This window comes from Micromonospora sp. LOL_023, assembly GCF_048060115.1.
Lineage (GTDB): Bacteria > Actinomycetota > Actinomycetes > Mycobacteriales > Micromonosporaceae > Micromonospora_E.
This window is the reverse complement of the sequence record NZ_JBHMIM010000016.1, coordinates 34067-49319: the sequence shown is the minus strand read 5'-3', so window position 1 is coordinate 49319 and position 15253 is coordinate 34067. Positions and strand designations below refer to the sequence as shown.

The window sequence follows — 15253 nt, the reverse complement described above, 5'->3', positions numbered from 1 at the left end:
GGCGCAGATGCGTACCGGAATCTGGCTGATTGGCGCTCGTGGCTCAGTCGCGGTCACCAGCATCGTCGGGGCGTTGGCGCTACGCGCCGGCCTGGCCGATCCCACCGGCTGCGTGACGGAGCTTCCCGCCCTGCGCGGACCGGCGCTTCCCGGCTTCACGGACCTGGTGTTCGGCGGTCACGACGTCGCGGTGACCCCGTTGGTCAAGAAGGCCGACGCGTTGGCCAGCGCCGGGGTCGTCCCGGGCCGGCTGGGCACCGCGTTGCACGCCGAACTGGCCGGCATCGAGTCCCAGGTCCGGCCGTTGCCCGCGCTGGCCACGCAGGCCGAGACCGCAGCGGCCATCACCGCCGACCTGGTCGCCTTCCGGCAGCGGCACCACCTGGACCGGGTGGTGGTGGTCAACGTCTCCACCACCGAACCGGCACCGCCGCCGCACCCGGCGCACCTCAGCCTCGCCGCGCTCACCGCCGCGCTCGGCGGGGAGACGCCGGTGCTGCCGCCGAGCGCCGTCGCCGCGTACGCGGCGCTGCACGCCGGCTGCGCCTACGTCGACTTCACCCCGTCGGTCGGGGCCCGACTGCCGGCCCTCGACGAGCTCGCCCGCCAGAACCGGGCGCCGTACGCCGGACACGACAGCAAGACCGGTGAGACGTTGGTGAAAGCGGTGCTGGCCCCGATGTTCGCGCTGCGCAACCTGCAGGTACGCAGCTGGTCGGGGAGCAACCTGCTCGGCGGTGGAGACGGGGCCAATCTGGCCGAGCCGGCGGCCAACGCGGCCAAGGCGGCCAGCAAACAGCGGGTGCTCGCCGAGATCCTCGGCTATCAGCCGCAGGGACACACCCGCATCGAGTACGTCGACGACATCGGGGACTTCAAGACCGCCTGGGATCTGATCACCTTCGCAGGCTTTCTTGGCACCGGGATGCGGATGGAGTTCACCTGGCACGGCTGTGACTCGGCGTTGGCCGCCCCGCTGGTGCTGGACCTGGCGCGGCTGACCGCCGCCGCGCACCAGGCCGGCCGCAGTGGTCCGCTGCCCGAGCTGGCCTTCTTCTTCAAGGACCCGATCGGCGACGGACCACATGCCCTCGGTGACCAGTGGCATGTCCTGGTCGACTTCGTCGCAGACCTGCACCGCCAGGCAGCCGACGGCGCGGCCGACTGATGGCCGGCTTCTGGCGCGACCTCGCCGAACTGGTCCGGGCACCAGCGGCCCTGTCCGTGCCGGGTGACGTGGTGGTCGGTGCCGCCGCGGCCGGTGGGCTCGGTCCGCGTACCGTCGGCCTCGCCGGTGCCTCCGTCTGCCTCTACTGGGCCGGGATGGCCGCCAACGACTGGGCCGACCGGGATCTTGACGCGGTCGAGCGCCCGCAGCGGCCCATCCCGTCCGGCCGGGTCACCCCGGGCACCGCGCTCACGGTCGCGGCCGGACTCACCACCGTCAGCCTCGCGCTCACCGCCGCGGCCGGCGGCCGGCGGGCGCTCGCCGTCGGAGTGCCGCTGACCGCGGCGGTGTGGGCGTACGACCTGTGGGCCAAGAACACCGCCGCCGGCCCGGCGGTGATGGCCACCTGCCGTGGCCTCGACGTGCTGCTCGGCGCGGCCGGAGCCGGTCGGGTACGCCCGGCGCTGCCCGCCGCGCTCGCCGTCGCCGCGCACACCTACACCGTCACCGAGCTGTCCCGCAGCGAGGTCAGCGGCGCCGACCCCCGGCTGCCGGCCGCCACCCTGGCCGGCACCGCGGCCATCGCCCTGGCCAGCGCGGCACCGGCGATCCGTCGGTCCGCGCCCGGCACCCCGGGCGCCGGCCCGGGCCACTGGTGGCGGGCGGCGGTCGCCACCGGACTGGCCGGCTGGTACGCGGCCCGCTACGGTGCCGCGCAGACCGCCGTGATCCACGACCCGGCGCCCGAGCAGGTCCGCGCGGCCGTCGGCGCCGGCATCGTCGGGCTGCCCGCCCTACAGGGCGCCCTCACCGCTCGGGCCGCCGCGACACCGGGCCCGCTGGCCACCGTCGTCGGGCTGGCCGTCTCGGTCGCCGCGCCGATCGGTCGCCGACTCGCTCGCAGAATCTCCCCGACATGAGCGGCGACGAGGTGCCCGGGCTGCGGTTCGGCTACGGCACCAACGGGTTCGCCAACCATCGGCTCACCGATGCGCTGACCCTGCTCGCCGACCTCGGCTACCGGGGCGTCGCGCTCACCCTCGACCACGACCACCTCGACCCGTACGCCCCCAGCCTGTCGCGCAGGGTCGCCCGGGTCGCCGATCAGCTGCGGGAGTTGGACCTCGCGGTCGTCGTCGAAACGGGGGCCCGCTACCTGCTCGACCCGTGGCACAAACACGCACCCACCCTGCTGCACGACGACGCGGCGCGCCGGATCGACTTTCTGCGCCGGGCGGTGTCGATCGGCGCCGACCTCGGCGCGGAAGCGGTCTCCTTCTGGTCCGGGATACGCCCGGACGATGTCGGCGAATCGACCGCCTGGGACCGGCTGGTCGCCGGCTGTGCCACGGTCGTCGAGGCCGCCGACGCCGCCGACGTCACCCTCGGCTTCGAACCCGAACCGGGGATGCTGGTCGGCGACATCGCCAGCTGGCGGCGACTGCGCGACACGCTCGGCGCTCCGGACCGGTTCGGCATCACCCTCGACATCGGCCACTGTCGTTGTCTTGAGTCGCAGTCGGTGTCGCAGTGCGTCACCGACGTGGCCGAGCACCTGGTCAACGTGCAGATCGACGACATGCGGCGGGGAGTGCACGAGCACCTCGAGTTCGGCACGGGCGAGATCGATTTCCCGCCGGTGCTGGCTGCCCTCGCCACCGCCGGCTACCGGGGACTGGTCGCGGTCGAGCTGCCCCGGCACTCGCATGCCGCCCCGGCGGTCGCCGCCCGGTCCATCGATTTCCTGCGGTCCGCCGAACGCCGTGCGCCCGTGATGGCCGTCGGTGCCGCCACCTGCAAGGGAGGTCAGCCGTGAACCAGCCCACCCCGGCCAGCACCGGCCCTGGGCCTGACACCGAGATCGACGTCGAGATCGCGCGGCTCGCCGACGCGCTACGCGGCGTATCCGATCCGGACTGGCTCGCCGCCGCGCGGACCCGGCTCGTCGCCGACCCGGCCGGCCTGCCGGCGCTGTGCGCCGCCGCCGGTCGGCGCTGCGGCCGGGCGGATTTGGCCGGCGCGCCGGGCTGGAGCGCCGACGAAGCGGCCCGTGCCCTGCTGCTCGTCGACCTGTCCACCGTCACCAGCACAGCCGAGCTGGCCACCGCCGTCGACGACTGCTACCACCACGGTGACGCCGCGGAACGCCGGGCGGTGCTCAAGGCCCTGCCGCTGCTGCCGATCGGTGACCGGGCGGTGCCGCTGCTGCACGACGCCATCCGCACCAACGACACCCGGCTGGTCGCCGCCGCACTCGGCCGCTACGCCCGACATCTGGACCAGGCCGCCTGGCGTCAGGCGGTGCTCAAATGCGTGTTCGCCGCAGTGCCGCTGGCCGCCGTGTACGACCTGGACGCCCGCGCCGACGGCGAGTTGTCGATCATGCTGGCCGGGTTGGCCGAGGAGCGTACCGCCGCCGACCGTACCCTGCCCGCCGACGCGCTCGCCCTGCTCGCCCGGCTGCGCGCGGCCGATGCCCCTGCCGCCACGGGCGGGCCCACCACAACGCATCAGGAGGGGTGAATGCGCATCTTCGACCCACACATCCACATGACCTCGCGGACCACCGACGACTACCAGGCGATGGCCGACGCCGGGGTCAAGGCGCTGGTCGAGCCGGCGTTCTGGCTCGGCCAGCCACGGACCAACGTCGGCTCCTTCGTCGACTACTTCGACTCGCTGCTCGGTTGGGAACCGTACCGGGCCAGCCAGTTCGGCATCCGGCACTTCGCGACCGTCGCGCTGAACCCGAAGGAGGCCAACGATCCGCGCTGCGCCGGCGTGCTCGACGTACTGCCCCGCTACCTGGTCAAGGACGGCGTCGTGGCGGTGGGGGAGATCGGCTACGACTCGATGACCCCGGCCGAGGACGAGGTGTTCGCCGCCCAGCTGGCGCTGGCCCGGGAGCACGAACTGCCAGCTATGGTGCATACCCCGCACCGGGACAAGGCGCGCGGCACCGAACGGACCCTGGCGGTGGTGGCCGAATCCGGCGTCGAACCCGGCCGGGTGGTGGTCGACCACCTCAACGAGGTCACCATCGGCCCGGTCAAGGAGTCCGGCTGCTGGATGGGCTTCTCCATCTACCCGGAAACCAAGATGTCGCCGCCGCGCATGGTGGAGATCCTCGCCAAGTACGGCCCGGAGCGGATCCTGGTCAACTCGGCGGCCGACTGGGGCCGCTCCGACCCGCTGCTCACCCGAACCACAGCGGAGGCGATGCTGGCCGCCGGTTTCAGCGCCGACGACGTCGACCGGGTGCTGTGGCGCAACCCGGTGGAGTTCTACGGCCAGTCCGGCCGGCTCGACCTCACCGACCTCGACGCCCCCGAGCCAACCTACGAGGGTAGTTCGATCATGCGCGGCGGTGGCTGATGCGGCTACGTGACCGGCGGCACCGCACCGTCCACCTCAGCTACTGCACCAACGTGCATCCGGCCGAGGACCTCGGCGGGGTGCTCGACCAGCTCGACACGTACGCGGTGCCGGTGCGCCAGCGTCTCGACGCCGACCTGCTCGGGCTGGGGTTGTGGCTGGCCGCGCCGGCCGCCGCCGCGCTCGCCGTCGACCCGGCCGCCCGGGCCCGGCTGCGGACCGCGCTCACCGACCGCGGCCTGGAGGTGGTCACCCTCAACGGCTTCCCGTACGAGGCGTTCCAGGCGCCAGTGGTCAAACACGCCGTCTACCATCCGGACTGGACCGATCCGCGGCGGCTCGACTACACCCTGGCGTTGGCCCGGATTCTCGCCGACCTGCTGCCCGACGACGCCGAGCGGGGATCCATCTCCACGCTGCCACTGGCCTGGCGTGAGCCGTGGGACGCCGACCGGGCCGCCGGCTGCGCCAGGATGCTGGACCGGCTGGCCGCCGGACTGGCCGGCATCGCCCGGGACACCGGCCGGACCATCCGGGTCGGCTTCGAACCCGAGCCCGGTTGTGTCATGGAGACCACCGCGCAGGCCGTCGAACTGCTCGCCGGAGCCGACACCGACCGGCTCGGCGTCTGCGTCGACCTGGCCCACCTGGCCTGTGCCTTCGAGGAACCGACCGCCGCGCTCGGCCGGCTGCGGGCCGCCGGGATCGCGGTGGTCAAGGTCCAGGTGTCGGCCGCGCTGGAAGTCACCGACCCGGTCCGCGACCGGGCGGCGATCGCCGGGTACGTCGAACCACGGTTCCTGCACCAGACGAGATCGGGCACCGCCGGCGCGACCGACGACCTGGACGCCGCGCTCGACGCCAGGCTGCCCGGCCCGTGGCGGGTGCACTACCACGTACCGCTGCACGCCGCGCCCGCGCCGCCGTTGGCCTCGACGATGCCGCAGCTGCGGGCCGGCCTCGCCGCCGTCTTCGACGGCGACGGCTGCGACCACCTCGACGTGGAGACATACACCTGGGGGGTGCTGCCGGTGGAACAACGCCCGACGGGGCCCGGGCAACTCGCCGACGGCATCGCCGCCGAACTCGCCCAGGCCCGTGACGAACTGGTCGCGCTCGGACTGACCGCGGCCACCCGTACCACCGCTGGATCGGAGGCCGCGTGAACCCGCTGCTCGTTCTCGACGTCGTCGGCCTGACTCCCCGGCTGCTGCGCCGGATGCCCCGGCTGGCCGCGGTGGCCGACACCGGCTTTCAGGCCGAACTCGGCACGGTCCTGCCCGCCGTGACCTGCTCGGTGCAGTCCACCTTCCTCACCGGCGAGCCGCCGTCCGGGCACGGCGTCGTCGGCAACGGCTGGTATTTCCGTGACCTCGGCGAGGTGCTGCTCTGGCGCCAGCACAACGCCCTGGTCGGCGGGGAGAAGCTGTGGCAGGCCGCCCGCCGGGTCCGCCCCGACTACACGGTGGCGAACGTCTGCTGGTGGTACGCGATGGGCGCCGACGTCAACTGGACGGTCACGCCCCGGCCGATCTACCACGCCGACGGACGCAAGGACCCGGACTGCTACACCGACCCGCCGCAGCTGCACGGCGAGCTGACCGGTCGGCTCGGCACGTTTCCGCTGTTCAACTACTGGGGTCCGGGTGCCGGGCTGGGGTCGTCGGAGTGGATCGCCAAGGCGACCCGGCAGATCATGACCGACCACTCGCCGGACCTGACCCTGGCCTACCTGCCACATCTCGACTACGACCTGCAACGGTACGGCGGGACCAGCCCGCAGGCCGAGCGGGCGGCGGCGGAACTCGACGGGGTGCTCGCCCCGCTGCTGGACGCGGCGGTCGCGCGCGGCGCGACCATCGTGGCGCTCTCCGAGTACGGCATCACCGACGTGTCCCAGCCGGTGCACGTCAACCGGCTGCTGCGCGCCGAAGGGCTGCTGCGGGTCTACACCCAGGCCGGCATGGAGTACCTCGACCCGTGGACGTCGCGGGCGTTCGCCGTCGCCGATCATCAGGTCGCGCACGTGTACGTTCGGGATCCGGCCGACGTGCCGCTGGTCGCGAAACTCTGCGCCGGGCTGCCCGGGGTGGCGCAGGTGCTCGACGCCGACGGCAAGACGGCCGCCGGGCTGGACCATCCGCGTTCCGGTGAGTTGGTGCTGGTCGCGCAGCCGCAAGCCTGGTTCACCTACTACTACTGGCGCGACGACGCAGCTGCCCCGGACTTCGCCCGGTTGGTGGAGATTCACCGCAAACCCGGTTACGACCCAGCGGAGCTGCTGTTCGACCCGGCCAACCCGGGCGCGGCGAAGGCTCGGGCGGCGATCGCGCTGGCCCGGAAGAAGGTCGGGCTGCGCTACACCATGAACGTGGTCGGGTTGGCCGCCGGCGCCCGGGCGGTGCGCGGCTCACACGGCCGGCTGCCCGACGATCCGCAGGACGGACCGGTGCTGCTCTGTTCCGACCCGGCGCCGGCCCGGGAGCGGTTCGCCGCCACCGAGGTCAAGTCGCTGTTGCTGGGCCTCGCCGGGCTGGGCGAAGGTGTGGCCGGGCCCGGTGACGGTGCCGCTGCGTCGGCGACGGAGGTGACCCGGTGACCCTGGCACCGGCGCGTCCCGGTGCGGTGTCGTCGCTGCGCACCCGGTGCGACGCCGAGCTGACCGCGTTCCTCGACCGGCAGGACCCGCACTGGCCGGACGGTGCGCCGCGCGGGGTCTACGACACCCTGCGCCGGTTCGTGCTGGTCGGGGGCAAGCGGCTGCGTCCGATCTTCTGCTACTGGGGCTGGCGCGGCACCGGCGGCGACGACTGCCGGGAGATCGTCGCGGCGGCGGCCGCGTTGGAGATCTTCCACGCCTTCGCGCTGATCCACGACGACATCATGGACGGCAGCGACTGCCGTCGGGGTGAGCCGTCGGTGCACCGGGTCTTCGCCGACCTGCACACCCGGTCTGCCTGGCGCGGCGACGCCGGCCGGTACGGGCACAGCGCGGCGCTGCTCTGCGGCGACCTTTGCGCCGCGTGGGCGGACCAGATGTTCCACGAGTGCGGGCTCGACGCCGAGCGGATCCGGCGCGGCTATGCGGTCTTCGCCGGCATGCGTACCGAGGTCATCGCCGGCCAGTATCTGGACCTGGTCTCTGGGGTCGGTGACGGTTCTGTGGCCAGTGCGCTGACGGTAATCCGGATGAAAGCCGCCAGATACACAGTTACTCGACCATTGCAGATCGGTGCGGCTCTGGCTGGGGCTGGACCTGAGCTGCTGGCCGCGTACGCTGCCTTCGGTGATCCATTGGGCGACGCCTTTCAGCTCCGCGACGATGTGCTCGGAGTGTTCGGCGATCCAGCGGTCACCGGGAAATCCGTGCTCGACGATCTGCGAGAGGGCAAGTCGACGGTGATGATGGCGCTTGCCCGCACCATGGCGGACCGCGGCCAGGCCGCCCGGTTGCGAGAGTTGTTCGGCAACCCGGAGCTGGACGCCGCCGGGGCGGACGAGTTGCGTGCGATCATCACCGACACCGGTGCGCTTGAGTCGATCGAGCAGATGATCCGGATTCGTACCCAGGAAGCGGTCACCATCCTCGTCGATGCGTCGTTGACCCCCGAGACGCGTACGGAATTGACCGCCCTGGCTGAGTCGGTGGCCGAGCGGCAGAACTGACCCGCAGATTCCAAGGAGGCATCGTGGCCATACCCCATCAGGTTACTGGGAACTCGCACCCGGTCGACCAGGAAGGTGCCGAATCCGGCGCGGGGTACCGGCCCCTGCGAATCGCCATGATCGGGCAAAAAGGCATGCCGGCGACCTATGGCGGGATCGAGCGGCACGTCGAAGAACTGGCCAGCCGGCTCGTCGGCCGAGGCCACGAGGTCACCGTCTACTGCCGGCCCAGCTACGGCTCGGTGCCGATGGACCGCTACCGCGGGGTACACCTTCGTCAGGTGCGGACCGTAGCGAGCAAGCACCTCGACGCGATCGTGCACTCCACCACCTCGACCGTCGCCGCGATGCGCGAACGTCCGGACATCGTGCACTACCACGGGCTCGGCCCCGGTCTGGTCGCCCCGCTGCCGCGTTACCTGGCCCGCAGCAAGGTGGTGCTCACCGTGCACGGCCTCGACCAGCAGCGGGCCAAATGGAGCCGGCTCGCCCAGACGGTGCTCGGCACCGCACACTGGCTCAGCGGCCACGTTCCGGACGCCCGGGTCGCCGTCTCCCGTGGGTTGGCCAACCACTACCAGACCCGGTTCGGCAACCCGGCCAGTTACATCCCTAACGGGGTCGCCGCGCCGCGGCAGGTCCCGGCGCTGCACATCGGGCCGCGCTTCGGCCTCACCCCCGGCCGCTACCTGCTGATGGTCGGTCGTCTCGTTCCGGAGAAGTCAGCGGACCTACTGGTCCGTGCTTTCCGCCAGGTCGACACCGACATCCGGCTGGCCATCGTCGGTGGCTCGTCGTTCAGCGACGACTTCGTCGCCCGGGTACGCGCCGAAGCGGTCGACGACCCACGGATCGTCTTCACCGGCTTCGCCTACGGCGACCTGCTCGCCGAGCTCTACTCGCACGCCGCCGGGTTCGTCCAGCCGTCCCGGCTCGAAGGACTGCCGCTGACCCTGCTGGAAGCAGCCTCGTACGGGCTGCCAGTGGTCGCCAGCGACATCACCCCGCACGTCGAGGTGCTCACCGTCGACGGTCCGGGCCATCGGATCTTTCGCGACGGCGACCCCGACGACCTGGTCCGGGCGCTGCGGCAGGTCGTCGCCGACCCGGCCGGGGAGCGGGCCGGGGCACAGGTGCTGCGTGAGCGGGTCAGCGCCGAATACACCTGGGACGCCGCCGCCGCCGACCTCGAAGCCCTCTACCTCGACCTGCTGCGACCCCGTCGGGCACCGATTGTCCGCCCGCGCCGCAGGGCCCGCTCGTAGCCAGACGGCTGATGCCCACTCCCGGCGCATCGGCCCATACTGCCTCATCAAGGACCCAGCTAGATTAGGCCGACCCGGAACGGGCCGAGCGGACAGCGGATCGGCGTGCGGTGACCACGACACAGCAGGAGCCCCGGCCGGCAGGCCGGGAGCCGGACGATGCCATCGTGTCCGGCGGCTCCGACGTACCCGGCCACGCCCGGCCACGCCGATTCGCCGGCCGACTGCTCAGCGTGCTCGCAGCGGTGGCCGCCGCCGCCGTCGCGGTCAGCGCCGGACTGGCCCTCGCCGCCGGTGACCGCCGTGGCGTGGTATTGCCGCTGGCCGTGGTGGCCGGCGCCGCCGTCGGGGTGCTGGCCATGACCAGGTTCTCCGGGTACGTGATCCTGTTGCTCGCGGTGCGGCCGCTGCTCGACGTGGTCAAGCTCAGCGGGCCCACCGCCGGGCGGGCCGACACCGAGCAGACGTCCCGGCTGACCGACCCGTCGACCATGGTCGCGGTGTTGTTCCTGCTCGCCGCCGGACTCTGGCTCGCCGCCCAGCTACGCCGCCGGGGGCGGCTGCGCGGCTCCCCGCTGGGCTGGGCGATGCTGCTCGTCGGGGCGACCGCGCTGGTCAGCGCGGTCGGCGCGGGCCGGCCGACACCCAGCCTGCTGGAGGCGCTACGGATCATGACCGTGGTGGTCATGTTCGTGGTGCTCGAACAGTTGATGCCCGACCGGGCGGCGATCCGCCGGATCCTGATCGCCTGCTACGGCTCGTTGGCCCTGGCCCTGCTCTACACCGTGCTGACCAGTGCGTTCGGGCAGATGCCGTCCGAGGTCAAGGGCGAGTTCGTCCGGGTCAGCGGACCGTTCAGCCAGTCGACCACGTTCGGCCGGTACCTGATGTTTCTGGTGATCTTCGGGTTCGCGATCCACCGGTTCCTGGCCCGACGCGCGCAACTGGTCCTCGCCGTACTGCTGGGTCTGTCACTGGTCTTCCTGATGCTCACCAACACCCGGTCGGCGATCCTCGGCGCCGCGCTCGGTCTGATCGTCGTCGCCGTCCTGCACCGCAGCGCCCGGATGCTCGTCACGCTGCTGATCGTCGCGGTCGCCGGGGTCAGCCTGCTGCCGTCGGTCGGCGACCGGTTCGCCCAACTCGGCCAGGACCGGTCGACTGGCGGCGGCCCGACCGGCAACACAATGCAGTGGCGGGTCGGCTTCTGGGTGGAGATCCTTCCGCTGGCCAACCGCAACCCGGTCACCGGCATCGGGCCGAACATGACCCAGCACGAGACACCGCAGGCCAAGAAGCCGCACAACGACCTGCTCCGGGCATACGTGGAGACCGGCATCGCCGGTCTGCTGGCGTACCTGGCGATGCTGGTGCTGATTCTGCACACGGCGCGGTCGGCGTTGCGCCGCGCCCCGCCGGGCAGCCTGGAACGCGGCGTGGCAGTCGGCTTCGCTGGCTGCGCCGTCGCGTTCATCGCGGTAAGTCTCGGCTCCAACGTCATCTCCAACGTGGTGACCCTGTGGTACTTCGTCACGTTCGCCGCCGCCGCCAGCGCCATCGCCCACGGGCGTGCCACCCCGGACGGCACCGCCGCGTCGCGATATCCGATCCTTGACCCGTCGACACGGCCCGTCGGGAACCCGCGTCCGGTCGCCGGGCCATGACACCAACCGGTATGAGTAGGAGCCATAGCGTGGAGATCGTCGACTATCTGCGCATCGCGCGCCGGCGGCTGTGGCTGCTGATCGGTGTGCCGGTGCTGGCCGCTGGCGCTGCCGCGACCCTGGTGCTGATCGCCCCGCAGCAGTTCACCGCGACTGCGTACGTGGCCGCCCCGGCACTGGTCGGTGGGGCCGCCGCCCAGCAGTACACCGGCAACCAGGCTGCCAACCAGTTCGCCGCCGCGTTCAGCGCCGCCGCCACCTCGCCACGGGTGGTCGACGAGGTCGCCGCCGACACCGGGGTAACTGCCAGTCGGCTGCGCTCCGGGCTGGGTGTCAGCCAGGTCGGCGCGAGTAGCCAGATGATGGTTACCTTCATCTCGCCGGACCGGTCGACCGTGTCACCGGTGCTCGCCGCGACCACCGAACGCGCGCTGGCGTTCCTTTTCTCCTCCCAGGTCGCCATCGCCACCGAGCAGGTCACCGCGGCCAGCGCCGACGTTGCCGCCGCGACTGCCGCGATCACCGCCTGGGAGAAGGAGAACAAGGTCACCCAACCCGACAAGATCTACCAGGCGACCCTCAACGAGATGGCGAGCCTGCGTCAGCAGCGCCTGCAGATGCAGGCGGTCGGCAACGGCCGCGGGGCCGACGCCGCCACCGAGGCGATCAAGGCCGGGCAGCAGCAACTCGACACCATCGGCCCGAAACTGCCCGACTACCAGGCATTGCTCGCCCAACGTGACGCCGCTACCGGTGCGCTCTCCTCAGCCCGGCAGGGCCTGCAGGCCGCCCGGGCACAGGTCCAGGCAGCCGACCCGGCGGAGGTCGCCAGCATCGGCGCCGTCGGCGCGGTCTCCCGCACCACCAGCCTGATCAACACAACCGTCCCGGTTGCCGGTGCCGGTCTGCTGCTCGCCGTGGTCCTGGTCGCAATGCTCGAACTGCTCGCCCGCAACCGTGCCGGTGAACCCCCGACGTCGTCGACTGACAGCCCGAACCCGCCGCCGGGGCCCGACCCGACCGGCGGCGGCGAGACCCGGGAAATCCCGGTGGCCCGCGTCGGCCGGGTTGGTCGGGCCGCGCCGGTCGGTCAGCTGTCCGACACCGGTCAGCCGTCCCAGGCCGGCGGCCGGGTCTATGGATCCGGCGGTCCGCTCGAACCGCAGCCGGGGCGGTGACGTGCCCGCCGGGGTGCAGCCGACGACCGACGCCGCCGATTCAGGTGACCAGCAGGTACGCGGGATGGCCCGGGGCGGCGGACTGAATCTGGTCGGGGCGATCCTCAACCAGGGCGCCGTCTTCCTGGTCATGCTGCTGCTGGCCCGGTTCCTCGGCATCAGCGAGGTCGGCCAGTACGCCCAGTGCTACGCGGTGCTGGCCCTGCTCAGCCTGCTGTCGCTGTCCGGGTTCCGGGCCGGGCTGACCCGGTTCGTCGCGGTGCACCTCGCCGACGACGACCCGGCCGCGATCCGGGGCACGATCCGGCTCGGTCTGCTCATCTCTGCCGGCTCGTCGACCGCGATCGCGGTCGCACTGGCCGGCGCCGCCCCGGCGCTGGCCGCCGCGCTGCACGACCCCGGCCTGGTCACCGGGCTACGGCTGGTCGCATTGACCCTGCCGGCGCTGACCGTCTGCGAAGCCGCGCTGGCCGCCACCCGGGGCTGGCGCACCCAGCGGCCGTTCACCATGATCGGGCAGATCTACGAGCCCGGTACCCGGCTGCTGCTGACCGCCCTGGCGTTGATCACCGGCGTCGGGATCACCGGCAGCTACTGGGCGTTGGTCATCGCCGGCTGGTCGGCCGCGCTGCTGGCCCTCGGCGCGTTGGCCCGGCTGATGCGCAAGGTCGCGCCCAGCCCGGTGGTGTACCGGCCCCGGCAGTTGTTCAGCTTCTCCACGGTCAGTTGGCTTTCGTCACTGTCGTCGACCGGGCTGATCTGGGTCGACACCCTGATGCTGGGCTTCTTCGCCAACGACGAGATCGGCGTCTACAACGTCGCCACCCGGCTGGTCACCGTCGCGATATTCGTGCTCGCCCCGATCAACGCCGCGTTCGGGCCGTATCTTGCGTACCTGCACCACCAGGGGCGGGCCGAGGAGGTACGGCGGATCTACGGTGCCGCCACCGGTTGGGTGGTACGGCTGTCGCTGCCGGCGTTCGTGGCGCTGCTGGTCTTCCCCGAGGGCCTGCTGCGGGTGTTCGGTGGAGCGTTCGCCGCCGGTGCGGCGGTAACCCTGATCCTGGCGGTCGGCCAGCTGGTCAACGCCGCGACCGGACCGTGCGGCACCGTGCTGAACATGTCCGGCCGGGTGGCGGTCAACATGTACGACAACATCGCCGCCCTGCTGCTGAACATCCTGCTCAACCTGTGGCTGATCCCGGCGTACGGAATAATCGGGGCGGCGATCGCCTGGGCGATCTCCCTCGCCGTGGTCAACATCGCCCGGGTGCTGCAGGTTCGGTCGCTGATCCACGCGCTCCCGGTGACGACCGGAATGCTCAAGGGCTTCGCCGCCGGCCTGGTCGCCTTGGTCACCGGACTGCTGGTCCGGCTGCTGCTGCCCGGCTGGCCGGAGCAGTTGCTGGTCGGGCTGCCGGTGGTGGTGCTCAGCTACGTCGGTGCGGTGCTGGCCCTGGGCCTGAGCCGGGAGGACATCATGGTGCTGCGTACCCTGCGTCGCGGCGGTCGGCGCGGTGCCGGTGCCGGTGGCGGTGGCGGTGGCCCGGGATCGGGCGGTGCCGGCGGCCGTGGTTCGGCTGCCCCGACCCTGGAGGAGACGGCGCGGTGACCGGCAACCGGGGCGCGACGGACCGGCTGCGCCGGACGGTACGCGGGGCGCGGGCCTGGGCGCGGTCGGTGGTCCCCGGCCAGCTCGGTGCTCTACCGGACTTCCTGATCATCGGCGGCCAGCGCTGCGGCACCACCTCGCTGCACCACTACCTGGCCGGCCACCCGCAGGTACGCCCGGCCACCGGCAAGGAGCTGCAGTACTTCAGCATCCATCACGGGCGCGGCGAACGCTGGTACCGGGCGCACTTCCCGGCCCGCCCGGCCGGGGTACGCAGCTTCGAGGCCAGCCCCTACTACCTGTTCCACCCGAGCGTGCCGGCCCGGGTCGCCGCCGGCCTGCCGCCGGCCCGCTGCATCGCCCTGCTGCGGGACCCGGTCGAACGGGCCTACTCGCACTACCTGCACACCCGCTCGTACGGCGCCGAACCGTTGTCGTTCGCCGACGCGGTCGACGCCGAGGAGCAGCGGCTGGCCGCCGCGCTGCATGACGGACCGGACAGCCCGACCGCGCACACCGCCCTGCGCAACTACTCCTACCTGGCCAGGGGGCGCTACGCCGAGCAACTGCGGCGCTGGTACGCCGTACTGCCTGCCGACCGGCTGCTGGTGCTGCGCAGCGAGGACATGTATGCCGACCCGGCCGGCGTCTACGACCGGGTGCTGCGCTTTCTCGACCTGGATCCGTTCACCCCGGCGGTGTTCGCCCAGCACACCCGGCGTGCCGACAGGGGCCCGGGGGAGTTGACCGAGGCGCTGCGCGCGCGGCTCGGCAGCTACTTCGCCCCGCACAACACCGACCTCGCCGACCTGCTCGGCTGGCCACACACCTGGCACCCCACCGGCAAACCGTCCTGACCTGACGGGCGACCACGTTGGTCTCGGGCCGAGACACCGGAGGCGCTCGCTGGGGGCGGTCCAAGTTGTCTCGTCGTCGACTACCAGGGCCGGTCAGTGCCGTGTCGCTGGTGCTCTGCGGCGCGGTGACCCTGATGGTGGCGTACGCGCGAGCCTTGGAGTCCGTCACCGGTCTGCCGATCGGCTCGCTCGGTTTCACCGTGTCCGTACCGAACACCCGCGCTGTGCGGGACGGCGAAAGCGTCGACGAGCTGGGGACGCCGGAAACGACCACTCTGGTGCCGAGCGGCGGATCGGCCTCGCGCACGGTGCCGGTCGGCACTACCTGGTGCTGCTGCAGCACGGCGACCGGCTCACCGTACGCAGCCTGCCTGGGTCGTCCGACGCGCCACTCACCATGGACGTGACCATCGACGGTACCGTGGTCACCGGGACCTGGGTCGACCGGGCGTCGACCGGCCGGCGTCG

General features: G+C 72.2%; 13 protein-coding genes. All 13 read left to right on the top strand.

Annotated features, from left to right (window positions below; translation table 11 throughout):
* Positions 1–7 precede the first annotated feature (7 nt).
* Entirely contained in the window at positions 8–1168 is a 1161-nt protein-coding gene (locus tag ACFHVL_RS11225) for an inositol-3-phosphate synthase (protein WP_416627557.1), read from the top strand.
* Positions 1168–2088, top strand: coding sequence for an SCO3242 family prenyltransferase (locus ACFHVL_RS11220; RefSeq protein ID WP_416627555.1), 921 nt, complete (start codon positions 1168–1170; stop codon positions 2086–2088). Before ACFHVL_RS11225 ends, ACFHVL_RS11220 begins: the two co-directional genes overlap by 1 nt.
* Positions 2085–2984, top strand: coding sequence for a sugar phosphate isomerase/epimerase family protein (locus ACFHVL_RS11215; protein ID WP_416627553.1), 900 nt, complete (start codon positions 2085–2087; stop codon positions 2982–2984). Before ACFHVL_RS11220 ends, ACFHVL_RS11215 begins: the two co-directional genes overlap by 4 nt.
* On the top strand, positions 2981–3691 hold the full coding sequence (locus ACFHVL_RS11210; protein ID WP_416627551.1) for an EboA domain-containing protein: 711 nt from the start codon (positions 2981–2983) through the stop codon (positions 3689–3691). Before ACFHVL_RS11215 ends, ACFHVL_RS11210 begins: the two co-directional genes overlap by 4 nt.
* Positions 3692–4543: a TatD family hydrolase gene (locus ACFHVL_RS11205; protein WP_416627550.1), complete on the top strand. Its 852-nt coding sequence runs from the start codon at positions 3692–3694 to the stop codon at positions 4541–4543.
* A complete protein-coding gene (eboE, locus tag ACFHVL_RS11200; RefSeq protein WP_416627548.1) occupies positions 4543–5709 on the top strand; it encodes a metabolite traffic protein EboE in 1167 nt (388 codons plus the stop codon). Before ACFHVL_RS11205 ends, eboE begins: the two co-directional genes overlap by 1 nt.
* Positions 5706–7142 (top strand): alkaline phosphatase family protein, encoded by a 1437-nt coding sequence (locus tag ACFHVL_RS11195; RefSeq protein ID WP_416627546.1) that lies wholly within the window; start codon positions 5706–5708, stop codon positions 7140–7142. Before eboE ends, ACFHVL_RS11195 begins: the two co-directional genes overlap by 4 nt.
* Positions 7139–8209, top strand: a complete 1071-nt coding sequence (locus tag ACFHVL_RS11190) for a polyprenyl synthetase family protein (RefSeq protein ID WP_416627545.1) — start codon at positions 7139–7141, stop codon at positions 8207–8209. The genes ACFHVL_RS11195 and ACFHVL_RS11190 overlap by 4 nt, the downstream gene beginning before the upstream one ends.
* A 23-nt stretch (positions 8210–8232) precedes the next feature.
* Entirely contained in the window at positions 8233–9474 is a 1242-nt protein-coding gene (locus tag ACFHVL_RS11185) for a glycosyltransferase family 4 protein (protein ID WP_416627543.1), read from the top strand.
* A gap of 110 nt (positions 9475–9584) precedes the next feature.
* Positions 9585–11138 carry an O-antigen ligase family protein gene (locus tag ACFHVL_RS11180; protein ID WP_416627541.1) on the top strand — a complete coding sequence of 518 codons (1554 nt, stop codon included), beginning with the start codon at positions 9585–9587 and terminating at the stop codon, positions 11136–11138.
* Between the two features lie 29 nt (positions 11139–11167).
* A complete protein-coding gene (locus ACFHVL_RS11175; RefSeq protein WP_416627539.1) occupies positions 11168–12316 on the top strand; it encodes a Wzz/FepE/Etk N-terminal domain-containing protein in 1149 nt (382 codons plus the stop codon).
* Entirely contained in the window at positions 12276–13928 is a 1653-nt protein-coding gene (locus ACFHVL_RS11170) for an oligosaccharide flippase family protein (protein WP_416627537.1), read from the top strand. Before ACFHVL_RS11175 ends, ACFHVL_RS11170 begins: the two co-directional genes overlap by 41 nt.
* Positions 13925–14785, top strand: coding sequence for a sulfotransferase family protein (locus tag ACFHVL_RS11165; protein ID WP_416627536.1), 861 nt, complete (start codon positions 13925–13927; stop codon positions 14783–14785). Before ACFHVL_RS11170 ends, ACFHVL_RS11165 begins: the two co-directional genes overlap by 4 nt.
* Positions 14786–15253: the final 468 nt, after the last annotated feature.

Bases quoted from the DNA above. Each gene is read 5' to 3' on its own strand.
- ACFHVL_RS11225 (WP_416627557.1), top strand. From the start codon at position 8: ATGCGTACCGGAATCTGGCTGATTGGCGCTCGTGGCTCAGTCGCGGTC.
- ACFHVL_RS11220 (WP_416627555.1), top strand. From the start codon at position 1,168: ATGGCCGGCTTCTGGCGCGACCTCGCCGAACTGGTCCGGGCACCAGCG.
- ACFHVL_RS11215 (WP_416627553.1), top strand. From the start codon at position 2,085: ATGAGCGGCGACGAGGTGCCCGGGCTGCGGTTCGGCTACGGCACCAAC.
- ACFHVL_RS11205 (WP_416627550.1), top strand. From the start codon at position 3,692: ATGCGCATCTTCGACCCACACATCCACATGACCTCGCGGACCACCGAC.
- eboE (WP_416627548.1), top strand. From the start codon at position 4,543: ATGCGGCTACGTGACCGGCGGCACCGCACCGTCCACCTCAGCTACTGC.
- ACFHVL_RS11170 (WP_416627537.1), top strand. From the start codon at position 12,276: ATGGATCCGGCGGTCCGCTCGAACCGCAGCCGGGGCGGTGACGTGCCC.